This is a genomic window from Oligoflexia bacterium, assembly GCA_035326705.1.
Classification (GTDB): Bacteria; Bdellovibrionota_G; JALEGL01; order JALEGL01; family JALEGL01; genus JALEGL01.
In genome coordinates, this window is record DAOLES010000006.1 from 1 (window position 1) to 13,591 (window position 13,591).

A 13,591-nucleotide genomic window follows, 5' to 3' on the forward strand; every position below is an offset into this window, starting at 1 on the left:
TGGATAGAGCACCAGACTACGAATCTGGGGGTCGGGCGTTCGAATCGCTCCGGGTGCACCATTATTTGAAGCTCATCGACCTATCTGCATCTGTTATTAATTCAATAAATCTCGCTCTATCTTGCGCACTTCGAACACAAGCGTTTGTCTGTTTGTTTTTTAGCTGCTTCGCAGCTATGGCTGTGGATGCTCAATTAAGTAAATCATCAATAGCAGACCCACTAAGACAATAACTTGCCTTAGTAACCAACCAAAAAATTCTTCACTTAAAAATTTTATACTTTTTCACTGGCCAAACCTTTCTTTGTGTATATATTGCAGACATTATGATTCAATCAACATTTTGGAGCCGTTTGGCTCTGCATTCATTGGCTATTGTTGTTATTTCTTCAATCATTCCGGGTATTGAGCTTAATGGTATTTTAGCTGCTGTTGCAGCTGGTGCTGTTTTTGGTCTGGTCAACAGTTTTATTAAACCCTTGTTGGTCATCTTAACCCTACCGCTAACGCTACTTACCTTTGGTATTTTTCTTTTGGTGATCAACGGTTTAAGCTTTTGGCTGGTGGCTGGCTTGGTTAAAGGCTATTACATCAGCAACATTCTTTCTGCCATTGCCGGTGCTTTTTTAATGAGCTTATTCTCTATACTAATCAATGCCATGTTACAAAAACATGAACCTAAAAACATGCATGTGGGCTATTTTCGTTAAGTTTGGCTTTTAGCTTACTGCGCAAAAAAACGTTTAAGCAATTGATAAACCACTTGTATATCTTCCCGTTGAAAAATATTTTGTCTGGCTACAAAAATCAGCGGACGACTGATATTGAGTTTTTTATAATAACTAAAAGAAATGTTGAATGCCTTGCATACGCCTAAGGGAACAATGGCTTTAAAAAGTTTTTTTTGTGCCAAACGAACTATCGCCGCATAAGATTCTAAATAATGGTTGGGAATTAAACCCTGTTTACTAAGCTTTCTTTCAATGGATTGCATGGTTTCTGATGACTGCTCAATCCCCATTAAAGGCTTATCAAGGGTTGGATTAATCAAAACCATTGGCTCATCAAATAGCTTTTCAACTTGCATATCACCAACTTTATTTGCGCCCCCGGCACATAAACCAAACATATATTCACCCGAAATAACTCTATCTAAAACAACTGGGCTTCTGTGCGCGTGCGGCACAAGTTGCAAAGATATTTTTTTAGACTCGTTGACTGCTGACAGCAAATCTCCTCCCCAAGCAATTAAAATTGACTCTGAAAACCCCACCTGAATGTTTGTGCTAAGACTATTGGGCTGTGCATTTAAAATAGATCTAATGCTAAGCAAGTGCGGATAAACTTGATCCAGTAAAAGCCTTCCATCAGCAGTAATGTCAACATTGCGTCCATTTTTTTGAATGAGTTTTTTGTTGACCTGCCGCTCTAATATCGCAATACGTTTGCTGACTGTTGGCTGACTGACGCGCAAGGCCGTTGCTGCCTTATGCATGGTTTTGAAATCTGCCAAGGCTTTTAAGGTTTGAACATATTCAATCATTGATTACTATATATTATCATTAATTAAATACTATTCAATATATGAATCAAAGTACCGCACCATGAATTGATAAAAGACTTGATGCGCTTGACTGCTGTACTGATCTTGATGTTGGTTTAACCATATAAAATCCTTTAGACTTTTTTGAGTAGGGCAAATTTTTGTAACATGCAACATGCTTTGACGCCGCTTTTCATACACATAGTTGGGAACTACCCCAATCCCAATCCCATCAGAAACACATTGTAAAACCATCTCAGATGAGCTGGCAAAAAGTTTAATGTTGAGCTTAGATTTTCTTTTTTTATAATGCTGGTACAACCAACGCTTAAATAAAACATGTTTTGGAAAATAATCAACAATGGGTAATTCAATCAATGTATTGAGCTGTTCACATTCACTGGCAAAGCTTTTGGGAGTTATTAAAATCAAGTCTTCTGTGTATATTTTTTTAGTTGCAATTGACTTTACACCCTGGCTAGGAAAGATAGAAAAACATATATCCAAACGATTATCTTCTAACATAGTTTGCAGTTGACTAGGCGCTGCAAAGTGAAACTGCAAAACAATGTTTGGGTATAGGTCTTGAAATTTTTTTACAGCTCTACTTAAATGAGTTTTAGCAAAATCTTCATACGCACCAACTTTAACCATTCCTTTAATATTTACTTCACTTTTGGTTTCATACATTAAACTTAATGCTAATGAGTGCTGATAGTCCTTTAAACTTGCAAAAATATGTTGTGCCTTTTGCGTTGGATAAATTTTTTGCGACTTTCTTAAAAATAAACCATACCCTATCTGACTTTCCAAAATAGCCATGGCTTGACTTATAGCAGATCTAGATACATTGAGTTTTTCTGCTGCATCACTAAAGGACTTACTCTCCATCACCACAAAGAAAATATTTAATTTATTCAAATCAATCTTGTTAAGCATAACTTAACAAGTTGTTTATTATGTTTAGCTTTTCAAATCAAACAACAAACACTAATCTCAACAAAAATTAACGTAAGGAGTAAAAATGTCTTTTTCACAACAACTTAAACAAAGCATTGCTGGTTATCACTTACTTGAGCACCTCTTTTATCAAAAATGGACTGAAGGCCAGCTTAACCCTGAAACCTTGCAACATTATGCCAAAGAATACTACCAATATGTCAAAGCTTTTCCCCGCTATATCAGTGCCACACACTCTTTATGCGAAGACATCACCAAAAGAAAAGTGTTGCTTGAAAACTTAAATGAAGAAGAAGGCTCAATGGGCAAAGACCACCCGCAACTCTGGTCCGAATTTGCAACAGGTGTTGGTGCTAGTGAAGAAAGCTTACAGCAGCATACTGGTGGAAAAGCTATCAACCATGTTATTGATACTTTTTTTAAGTGTGCTCGCAGTTCTTACAGTGAAGGTTTAGCGTCCCTCTATGCCTATGAATATCAAGTACCCGAAGTGGCTAAAACCAAAATAGACGGTTTAAAAAAGTTTTATGCTATTGATGACGAAAAAAGTTTGGCATTTTTTAAAGTCCATCAAAGTGCGGATGTTATTCACAGAGAAGCTTGTGAAAATCTGCTTGATCAATTTTCCCCAGCAGAGCAAAACAAAGCTTTGCAAGCGGCAAAAAACTCAGCCAAAGCGCTATGGAACTTTCTAACAGAAATGAATGATTATGATGAGAAGCTGGCATGCTAAGCCAGTCTTCTTCATGCTTGACCTTGCATGATTTTCATTTTTGGGTGCATCTAGGAGATTCTGAACAAGAACGCTTTCATGCCCAAAAAGTGAGTGCAACTGTAAAAATTGCTTTTACCAACAACCCACTGGCAGAACAAACAGACAATCTAGATGATACCGTATGCTATTTAAAACTATGTCAGGCATTGCAAGCCGATGTTGATCAAAACCATTACGAACTGATTGAAAAATTATGTCGTAGTTTTTTTAATATTGTTTCACAGCATATTCCTAAACATTGTAAAGCTCAAGTAAAGCTCTTAAAACTCACACCTCCCATCAAGAACAGTTATAATAATGGCGTAAGCTATACCTGTGGAGATTGGATTGACTAACTGTTATATTGCCATCGGCTCAAACATGGAGCCAAGACAACAGTACTTTAATCAAGCTTTAGGCTTGTTAAAAAAAACCTGCGCTGTCACTTCTTCCATTAAAATTGCTCCAATTTATCAAACTCCAGCTGTGCTACCTACCAATGCTCCGGACCAGTGGAATCAACCTTATTTAAATACGGTGCTAAAACTATGCACCAAGCTTTCTGCACAAGAGTTAATTCTTCAAATAAAAAACATTGAAGCCAAACTAGGTAGAGACTTAAACTTAAAATGGGGGCCACGTCCCATTGATTTAGATATCTTATTTTTTGGGGACTCTATTGTTGAATCAGAACAACTTTCTATCCCTCATCCAAGGCTTCTTGAGCGTGATTTTGTTTTAAAGCCCTTGCTTGATATTCTTAATCCCAATGACATTCCAGAAAACTATGCTAGAGAAATCAAAAGAAAATCCAAATCTGTTCGTTTACCGGCATGGATGCATATTCTCAACCTCAGTCCTGACTCATTCTCCGATGGACAAGACTTTAATCCTAATCATTGTATTGAACAACTATGTTATATACAAAAGCATACAATTCAATATTTTGACATTGGAGCAGCCTCAACAAGGCCCAATGCCGCTATTGTTTCTCCACAGCAAGAAATAGAACGCATTAAACCCTTCCTTGAATTATGGAACTCTCACTTTAGTTCACAGCTGTTAAAACCAAGATTAAGCTTAGATACAATGCACGCCAAAGTTGTGCATCATGTTTTTGAACAGACAAGCTTGCATACCATTAATGATGTCAGTGGACTTAAAGACCCTGAAATGCCTAACCTACTCCAACAAAATAACTGTGACTATATCTTGATGCATAGTCTAAATGCACCCGTTGACCCAAACAATGTAATAGCAGAGGATATCTGCCCTGTTGTATTTTTAAAACAATGGCTTGATCAAAAACTAACATTATTGGATCAACATAACATTGATATTTTAAGAGTCATTTTTGATCCAGGTATAGGTTTTGGTAAAACTGCCAATCAATCTTTAAAAATCTTACAAAACCTGGATCAGTTTAATGATATCCCTTGTCGTCTTCTCATTGGCCACTCTAGAAAATCTTTTATGAAGTTATTCTCTGCGGCGGATGCCTTTGAAAGAGATTATGAAAGTGTAGGGATTTCTGTAGCACTTTCTCAACATCCGGTTGATATTTTTAGAGTTCACCAAGCCCCAAAACACCAAAGAGCATGGCTAGCTTCTCAACACACTAAAATACAACATATAACTTAGAGTAAAGCGAAGGGACAAGGGGTTTACTAAATATTGCTCCCCGTAGAACAAGCCTATAAAATTATGAACAAGCGCTTGCTTTTAATTTAACTTTTATATAGTTAGTGCATGTGGTTGAGCATGGACATAAAAAAAATAAAAAACTGAACATTGACCTTATTGGCATGTGTTGCTCAAGTTTGTGCGCAATTCATTGCTTGCTAACCCCCATTTTGTTGGTTTCATTACCCTCACTTGGACATTATTTTGAAAACCAATGGGTCCACATTGGTTTTTTTGTGGCTATGACGGCCTTAGCACTTTGGACAATTATAAGACATTACAAAATGCATCAATCCAAGTTCATTTTTTCTCTGCTTGTTTTGGGAATAGCTGTAACAGCTTTAGGCTTTTTTCCACCAGAAAGCTTTTCTCCTACACATCATCACCATCACAGCCATCCCCACAATCATATTTGGGAAGAAGTTTGTTTTATTATTGGCGGGCTAATGCTCTTTGTTGGTCACATCATGACCATTAGAAAATACAAATGTTGGGAAGGCCATTGCCATCAACATTAATCATTGTCTTTACTATCAATCTTTAATCAAAGCTTTAGCTTAAGAGCGCATATACAATGCATGCCATAATGTAGGCCAAAACCCCATAGCCAACAAAAACAGCCCACGCTTGCCATTTATTTTTTAACTCTTTGGCCAATACTGCAACCGTAGAAACACATTGTAAAGCCACCGCATAAAACACCAACAGAGCAATACCAGAGGCTAAAGAAAACCCGCTGTTTTGAATTTTATCACTTAAGCTTAATAAGTTTTCATCAGCAGACTCAATCCCAAAAATGGTTCCTAAGGTACCTACAAAGACTTCTCTAGCTAAAAATGAAACCAAAATAGCCACACCATATTTCCAATCAATTCCCAGAGGCTTAAAAACCGGTTCAAAAAAATGTCCTAAACTAGCCAAATAGGACTGCTCTAAGGATTCACCGTGATTAGGAAAATAACCTAAAGCCCAAACGATAACGGTTACCACAAAAATCATTGGCCCTGCCCCTGTTAAAAAAGACCACGCCGCTCTAAATGACTTTTGCAAAAGTGGTTTAAGGCCTGGAACTCGATATGGAGGCAATTCTAAAATAAAAGGATAGTCATCTGTACCTTTATTAGAAGAAAACTTATCAATTAATATGCCAATGAGCAAAGCCATCATGATACCAAAAGCATACAAAGCAAAAAACATGAGACCTCTTAAACCAAAAAAACCTGCCACTACTGCATTGGCTGGAATCAAGGTAACAATAAGTAAGCTATATACTGGCAAGCGCGCTGAACAGGCTGTTAAAGGCACAGTTAACATGGTGATCCATCTGCGTTTAGGAGAGTCTATGGTACGGGCCGCTAAAATAGCTGGAATAGCACAGGCATGACCGGTCAATAAAGGCACAAAACTTTTACCTGAGAAGCCAAAAAAGCTTAGAATTCTATGACAAATAATCGCTGACCGTGCTAAGTAACCACTATCTTCTAAAATCCCAATAATAAAAGTCAAAACAAAAATTTGTGGCACAAAAATAACAAAAGCACCCACACCCTCAATCAATGCTTCAATAATGAAATCTCTAATAAATCCCGGTCCTACCCAAGCCATGGTCAACGCTCCTAGGTAGGCAAAAACACTTTCTACACCTTCCATAAGTGGCTCTGCCCAAGTAAAAATAGATTGAAACACAATCACCATGACCAAAGCAAACAACACACCACCCAACCATGGGGATAGAAATACTCGGTCAAAACGATTCTGTTTGGCAATAAGAATGTCTGACTTGGGGGCAAACTTCTCATTTAATTCTTCTAATAGCTCTTGTTTGCTTTTATTGAAACTTGGCAAAGGCATATCTTTAAAACCCACTCTGCTGATCTCATCATAAAGTTCAGAAAAGCCCTGTTTAGATTTTGCTGACATCCCTACAACCGGAACATTCAACATCTTTTCTATGCCATTGAGGTTAACTTTGAGATGATTTTTATCCAGTTCGTCCATCATGTTCAAAGCCAAAATCATGGGTACACTATGTTTTAAACATTCCTGCCTTATATCCAACGCAAGAGACATACTCATATCAAAGCGGGTAGCATCCACAACACAAACAACAGCGGCAACACTGTCCTTTTCAAACTCTAAAGCATTGTTAAAAGACTTAATCGCTATATCTTCATCAATAGAAATACTATCCAAAGAGTAAATCCCAGGATAATCCACCAAATCAAATTCTTTGTATTGAGCTTGTTTAATTTCAACCGTTACACCAGGAAAGTTAGATACTTTTTGCCTAACACCCGTTAATTTGGAAAATAATAACGATTTTCCAGAATTAGGCTTACCCACCAAAAGTATTTTTTTTTGTTTTTTTTCTGACATATTCTGACTTTTAACTCTCTACTAACAGTTCAACTTCTACCCATTGTGCCACTTCTCTAGATAAAGAAAACACACAACTGCCAACATGAACAACCACAGGCCCACCAAAAGGTAAACTGTGAAGAACAGAAATTATTTTATTTTCTACAATCCCCAAGTTTTTTAAACGATCAATAATCTTAGTGTTGTAGTCTTGGTTAAACGCTGCTACCTTAACCCGCATATTTTTGTTTGAGACTTCTGATAATTTCACCCTATGCCCATACCTTTTTGGATATTGATAATCAATATCAATGTGAAAAAAAATGAAAAAAGATATTACTTAGAGTGAAAAATAGTAAGGCATAGCCATGCTATTTGACTTACTCCAAGTTAGTTTGCGGCAGCAAAATGTTATTTACATAGCGCTCCCAGTCATAGATTTTATGAAAAAAACAAAAAAATCCTCGCAATATTAAGATAAAGTCGGTAATAAGCTCAGTCTACCAAGGTTTCTTAACCTACTCTGTGCCGGGGTGGTGGAACTGGTAGACACACAGGACTTAAAATCCTGCGGCTTTTTAAGCTGTGCCGGTTCGATTCCGGCCCCCGGTACCATCTCATTTCACTTTTCATATCACAGATCTTAAATTCAATCGCCGCCGTAAGAAAATCGATCGTTTACTAGATTTACGCATCGTTATATATTGATTTAAATGTATTTATTCACATTGTATGCTGGCATTTATATTGCTTTAAGCTTAAAGCATGCGCATTACTCAGGCGACACCATTTATAGTAATACTTTTAGCACTTCCCTTGTATGCACAAAAAAATATTTTTTTGGATGTTGGTCATCAGAAAATTATACCAGGTGACAATATTGTACGTGTGTCTATTGGTAACCCTAAAATTGCAGATGTCACCATCATAGAAAGCAACCAAGAAATAATTTTAACAGGTATTAAAGCTGGTTCTACCTCTTTGGTTATTTGGAAAAAAAATCAACAAAAGTACAAATACATTGTTAAAGTAGGACATAAAAGCAACGCTTCATCTCTGATCAAGCAAATCAAACAACTTCAAAAAATAAAAACTCTTTATATACAAAAGCAATCCAATCAATATTTAATTAAGGGAACTCTTTTTAAAACTCAAGATCTGGTTTTATTAGAAAGCATAAAAAAAAATTATCATAACATCATTGATTTGAGCCATTTTGATAAAAAATCTTTTGCTCTGATACATAAACTTTTACAGACCAAAATTCATCAATACCACTTCCAAAATGTATTTGTTGAAGTAGAAAAAAACTATTTTAAACTCAAAGGCTATGTTTACAATGCGGATGATAAAAAAAGAGTCTTGTTAATTGCTAAAAGTCTATACCCTCTTATTTACGATCAAATAACCATTTACAACTCACAAAAACCTTCTGTTTTTATTGATGTTAAATTTTTAGAAATTCATAACTCAGAAATAAAAAATATTGGGATTCAATGGCCAGATGCAATCTCAGCCCAAGCAAACATTGCCACTCACAATAATATGATTCAAAGCACTGTATCATCAGGACAAAGTTTAAACCTAGTCTTGCAAGCTTTATCTGAAAATGGCAAAGCCAAAGTTTTATCCAACCCAAAAATATTATGCAGAGATGGCTTTGTATCTTCTTTTCTTGCCGGCGGTGAAATTCCAATCAGATTAATATCTGAACGAGTGGCTAATGTTATATTTAAACCTTACGGGGTTTCACTCAAAATAAAACCTCATATTCATTCAAGTAACAATATTCTTCTAGACTTAAAAATAAAAATAAGTGACTTGGACAGCTCAGTTTCTATAGAAGGTATTCCTGCTATGATTGAACATCACCTGCAAACATCCGCACAAACACAAATCAATCAAACCGTTGTTTTAGGTGGTTTTTTTCAAGATAGAATGCGGAAAAATGTTAAGCGCTTCCCTGTCTTAGGTACCGTTCCAATTTTAGGTGAACTTTTTAAAAGCAGAAGTTTTCAAAAAAAACAAAGTCAATTTTTCATTCTACTTACAGCTTATTCAGGCAAAGCAAAAGACAAATACCACAGTAATCTTCTTGAACACTCAAAAACACTTAACGTTAATACAAATGACTATAACTTTTCACTTTTTGACTAAGGATCATCAATATGCGTGAACATATAGAGTTTATTCAAAACACAAATCAATACTTAAAAGATCATCTTTTTGCAAAGCAGAGCCTTGAACAGCAAAACAAACAACAAATTAAAGCACTCATCACACAATGCTATTATGACTTTTGCTATAAAAACCCACAATACAAAACCCTTGCTGGACACAAACAGTTATTAAGTTTCATTGTCCATGAAAATCTTGGTTTAGGAGCTATTGATAACTTACTTCAGACTGAAGACGTCAGTGAAATCATGATCAATGGAGCCAACTGCATTTACTACGAACAATATGGCAAGTTACACTTAAGCCAATTGTTTTTTTCTTCAGAACAGGTTTTACGTAATATTATCAATAAAATTGTAAGCCAGGTTAACAGACGCTTGGATCAAAGTTCGCCTATGATTGATGCTCGTTTACCTGATGGTTCACGACTAAATGCTATTATTCACCCCCTTGTTTTAAATGGAACCACTGTAACCATCCGCCGTTTTTTACATAAAAAAATAAGCCTTGAAGAATTGATAAACCAACAATCTTTATCTATTCAAAGCGCAAATTTTTTAAAATTCTGTGTTCAACATAAAAAAAACATTCTTATCGCAGGAGGGACAGGTAGCGGCAAAACCACCTTACTGAATATTTTATCACAATTCATACCAGCCTCTGAACGTATTATCAGTATAGAAGATTCCGCTGAACTCAAACTCAACCAACCTCACGTCATACAACTTGAAACGAGAACCAAAAATACTGAAAACTTAGGTGAAGTGACCATAAGAGATTTACTTAAAAATTCTCTACGCATGCGTCCAGATCGAATTATAGTTGGTGAGTGTAGAAGTGAAGAAACCATAGATATGTTGCAAGCCATGAACACTGGGCACAGTGGATCTATGACAACAATTCATGCTAACAGTCCAAGAGATGCTATTAAAAGAATTGAAAACTTAGTTTTGCTCTCTGGTTATTCTTTTCCTAGTCAGGCTTTACGTGAACAAATTATTTCTTCCATTGATCTCATTATCTTCATTCAAAGAAACAATCAGGGAAAAAGAATTCTCACGCATATCACTGAAGTTTCACACATGGAAGAAGGCAATATTTCTCTCTTGGACATCTTTAAATTGGAGAAAGGATTGTTAAAGTGGTGTCGTTACTATCCTAATTTTTTACAAAAATTATCAGAGTCACAAAAGAAACAACTAAGAAACATCTTAAGTGTAAATGAAAGCCAGCTTTAATGAGTATACTACTCTTTTTAACTTTATTATTATTTTTTAGTTTTCTCATTGAACAGCAATATATGAATAAAACTATTGTATTGAGTGTTTTTTTAATTTTTCTTTCACTGGCTTTTCATTTTTATTTTATTTTTGTTTTTATTTTAATCTTAATTTTAATTATTAAAACCTATCCTAAACTGATTAATGATTATCATAAAAAAAAGATGGATTATTATTGTATTGATTTTTTTGATACTTTTATACGGCACTTAAAAGTTGGAACCAGTCGTGAACAGGCCTTTACTCTTGCTCAATCTAATTCTCATCCTTTTTTACAAAAACAAATTGCTCTCATTACAAATGGTCTTAAAAATGGAGAGGATTTTTCAACCTTATTATTCAACTGTGCTATGAGCATTAAACATAAAACCCTCAAGCACTACTTAATTTCTATTCAGACCTCAATTGAGAGCGGCCAATCATTATTAAAGCAAATGGAGTTCTTGCTCAGAAAAGTCCGTAAATCTACTCAACTTAAACACAAACTAAACAGCATGGTCTCTCAAAGCAAGTTACAGGCTTATGTATGTATTGCTCTCCCCTTATTTTTCATGTTAATTCTTTATTTTTTAACTCCAAATTTCATTTTACCTTTATTCACTCAAAGCATAGGAAAAATATCTCTAGTGATAAGCATCATATTGCTTTCTCTTGGAGCATACTGGATAAATTTAATCATCAACAAAGATCTAATACAATGACACTTTTTATTTTTATCAATTGCTTGCTATTCTTTTTTTTCTTATTAAAAAAAATTATACCCTGGATTACAAATAATCAAACGTCATTCGTAAGCCATATTAATAAATCCCTATTAATTAACTTGTCACCGTCAGAGCATATAAGGCTATTAAAAAAGTTAATTCCTAGTTTAATCCTACTCAGTTTTGTTTTTTTATACATTTCCCCTATCAATATCATTTATTATCTAATTTTTTTATGCACACTTATAGTTTTACACCTTGCTCGATTGCGCAATAAACAACAACAAATGTTGCAAGCCTTAACTCTAGATTTTCCTTTTTTTCTTAACTTATTGCAAAGCCAACTGAAAACAGGAAGAAGTATTTATCAATCCATTGAAAAAATAGACCTATGCTTACAGCCAAGTCCTTTAAAAAATATGCTTTTAGATTTCAAAACCCTATCAAATACAATTCCATCTTTAAATATTGTTACCCATAAAATTTATGCGCGTTATCCCAATAAATACGTACTAAGCTTTTGTAATATTCTTATAGACTCTATCCAGCATGGAACACCTATTGTAGAGAGTCTGCAGTCCTTTGCAAACGATGTTGAAAATCAAATCTATCTTGATGCAGAACAACAGATTCAAAAAACACCTGTCAAACTCCTTGCACCTTTAATGTTGTGCATCTTCCCGGTTACTTTTATTATTATTTTTATGCCTATTATTCTTTCTTTTATACAGTAAGGGCTAACTGTTAGTTTTAGACTAGATATTATTATATGCTTCTTAGTAACAAGGCTTTGAGATCATAAAGTTAAATATATGCCATAATCTGCTTTTGTACTTCTTATTCTTTGCCATTTAATGTTATACTGTTACTGATGCCTTCTCAGTTCAACGAAGCTTTACCCAACCATTTTCAAATTTTACCTAAATTAGAAAAAAAACTTAAACAAAACAAATCTTTAGGCTTAATGATCCTAATTCTTAATGATTTGGATGTAATAGAGCATGAAAATGGCTATGATTCCTATACCGAGGTTTTGCATAAACTGTGTCACTTTATAAAGCAGCAAAGAGGCCATTTATATCCTAACAATACCACTGTTTGTTTTTCTGATGTAGGGCACCCTTCTTTCTTATTCTTTTTTCATGAGAGTCTTAGTGAAGATGCTTATTTGAGTCGCTATCAAATCAAACAGCTTTCAAAGTATATTCGCTTTCAATGCAGCTCTAAGTTTATGCCCATTTTACAACCTTACATGAAAAGAATTCCTAAAATCTTAACCGGCAGCTCTCTTACCCTATACAATGAACTAACCCACCCTAGAAGAACTATTTTACGTATGGTTGAAGATGTTAAAAATATGACTCGCGCCTCTTTACCTGCCATCAAAGTTAAGTACAGAGAGCGTATTCAAGATATTATTATCAGCCAAAATTTAAGCACTGTTTTTCATCCTATCATGGATTTTAGTAGCAATAAGCCCATGGGATTTGAGGCCTTAAGCCGTGGCCCCAAAGGAACCAATTTAGAAAGCCCACACGCTTTGTTTTCTATGGCTAAAGAAGTGGGTTTATTGTTTGAATTGGACAGAATCTGTCGTTTAAAAGCCATTGAAGCTGCACAAAACATACCTGATGCCTATAAAATTTTTATCAATATTATGCCTTCAACCATTTATGACCCAGAATTTAAAGGTAAAAAAATGAATGACTATTTAAGAAGTTTTAATAAAAAACCCAGTCAATTTATTTTTGAAATCAATGAACGTGATGCCATTGAAAACTATGCAACCTTTGCTGCTGCAACAGAATACTATATGAAACAAGGGTTTACTTTTGCCATTGATGATACAGGAACAGGCTATTCTGCCCTAGAAGCCATTATTGAATTAAAACCCAAATACCTCAAATGTGATATTTCTATGGTCAATGGCATCCATAAAAACAAAGTTAAACAAGAAATGCTCAAAATGCTTTCTCTATTGGCCAACAAAATTAACGCAAAAATTATTGCTGAAGGCATTGAACAAACCCAAGATTTTGAATTATTAAAAAATATGGGACTTATTCTTGGTCAGGGCTTTTTATTTTCCACACCAAAAGAGTCCAACGCCTTAATGATAGAAGCTTAAGTT

The 13,591-nt window shown here is 35.0% G+C and carries 14 protein-coding genes and 1 tRNA gene; 11 read left to right on the top strand and 4 right to left on the bottom strand.

All coding sequences use genetic code 11. The features are described 5' to 3' along the window. Positions 1-326 precede the first annotated feature (326 nt). Complete coding sequence (locus PKC21_08635; protein HMR25406.1) at positions 327-710, top strand: phage holin family protein; 384 nt, start codon at positions 327-329, stop codon at positions 708-710. Positions 711-724: 14 nt separating this feature from the next. On the opposite strand, the gene PKC21_08640 is transcribed toward PKC21_08635, so the two are convergent. Continuing rightward, the gene (locus tag PKC21_08640; protein ID HMR25407.1) at positions 725-1,543 is read right to left on the bottom strand and encodes a LysR family transcriptional regulator; all 819 of its coding nucleotides are present in this window, start codon (positions 1,541-1,543) and stop codon (positions 725-727) included. A 30-nt stretch (positions 1,544-1,573) separates the two neighbouring features. After that, a complete protein-coding gene (locus PKC21_08645; GenBank protein HMR25408.1) occupies positions 1,574-2,482 on the bottom strand; it encodes a LysR family transcriptional regulator in 909 nt (302 codons plus the stop codon). 85 nt (positions 2,483-2,567) lie between these two features. On the opposite strand from PKC21_08645, the gene PKC21_08650 reads away from it, so the two are divergent. The 4 genes from PKC21_08650 to PKC21_08665 all read left to right on the top strand — a co-directional run bounded on the left by PKC21_08650 (position 2,568) and on the right by PKC21_08665 (position 5,458). Further along, positions 2,568-3,236 carry a CADD family putative folate metabolism protein gene (locus PKC21_08650; GenBank protein ID HMR25409.1) on the top strand — a complete coding sequence of 223 codons (669 nt, stop codon included), beginning with the start codon at positions 2,568-2,570 and terminating at the stop codon, positions 3,234-3,236. After that, the gene (locus PKC21_08655; GenBank protein ID HMR25410.1) at positions 3,230-3,613 is read left to right on the top strand and encodes a dihydroneopterin aldolase; all 384 of its coding nucleotides are present in this window, start codon (positions 3,230-3,232) and stop codon (positions 3,611-3,613) included. Before PKC21_08650 ends, PKC21_08655 begins: the two co-directional genes overlap by 7 nt. Then, positions 3,594-4,898, top strand: a complete 1,305-nt coding sequence (gene folP, locus PKC21_08660; GenBank protein HMR25411.1) for a dihydropteroate synthase — start codon at positions 3,594-3,596, stop codon at positions 4,896-4,898. The genes PKC21_08655 and folP overlap by 20 nt, the downstream gene beginning before the upstream one ends. Positions 4,899-5,008: 110 nt before the next feature. Next, positions 5,009-5,458, top strand: coding sequence for a MerC domain-containing protein (locus PKC21_08665; protein ID HMR25412.1), 450 nt, complete (start codon positions 5,009-5,011; stop codon positions 5,456-5,458). A gap of 34 nt (positions 5,459-5,492) precedes the next feature. Here the strand turns inward: PKC21_08665 and PKC21_08670 are convergent, their stop codons facing one another. Further along, positions 5,493-7,316 (bottom strand): ferrous iron transporter B, encoded by a 1,824-nt coding sequence (locus PKC21_08670; GenBank protein HMR25413.1) that lies wholly within the window; start codon positions 7,314-7,316, stop codon positions 5,493-5,495. 10 nt (positions 7,317-7,326) lie between these two features. Further along, positions 7,327-7,569, bottom strand: coding sequence for a FeoA family protein (locus PKC21_08675; protein HMR25414.1), 243 nt, complete (start codon positions 7,567-7,569; stop codon positions 7,327-7,329). Positions 7,570-7,825: 256 nt separating this feature from the next. On the opposite strand from PKC21_08675, the gene PKC21_08680 reads away from it, so the two are divergent. The 6 genes from PKC21_08680 (at position 7,826) to PKC21_08705 (ending at position 13,588) form a co-directional block, all read left to right on the top strand. Beyond that, a tRNA-Leu gene (locus PKC21_08680) sits at positions 7,826-7,913 on the top strand. A 150-nt stretch (positions 7,914-8,063) separates the two neighbouring features. Beyond that, the gene (locus tag PKC21_08685) at positions 8,064-9,455 is read left to right on the top strand and encodes a pilus assembly protein N-terminal domain-containing protein (GenBank protein HMR25415.1); all 1,392 of its coding nucleotides are present in this window, start codon (positions 8,064-8,066) and stop codon (positions 9,453-9,455) included. Positions 9,456-9,466: 11 nt separating this feature from the next. Then, a complete protein-coding gene (locus PKC21_08690) occupies positions 9,467-10,714 on the top strand; it encodes a CpaF family protein (protein ID HMR25416.1) in 1,248 nt (415 codons plus the stop codon). A 62-nt stretch (positions 10,715-10,776) separates the two neighbouring features. Continuing rightward, entirely contained in the window at positions 10,777-11,457 is a 681-nt protein-coding gene (locus PKC21_08695; GenBank protein ID HMR25417.1) for a type II secretion system F family protein, read from the top strand. A 269-nt stretch (positions 11,458-11,726) separates the two neighbouring features. Beyond that, a complete protein-coding gene (locus tag PKC21_08700) occupies positions 11,727-12,194 on the top strand; it encodes a type II secretion system F family protein (protein HMR25418.1) in 468 nt (155 codons plus the stop codon). Positions 12,195-12,331: 137 nt separating this feature from the next. Continuing rightward, positions 12,332-13,588: an EAL domain-containing protein gene (locus tag PKC21_08705; GenBank protein HMR25419.1), complete on the top strand. Its 1,257-nt coding sequence runs from the start codon at positions 12,332-12,334 to the stop codon at positions 13,586-13,588. The last annotated feature ends 3 nt before the right edge of the window (positions 13,589-13,591 follow it).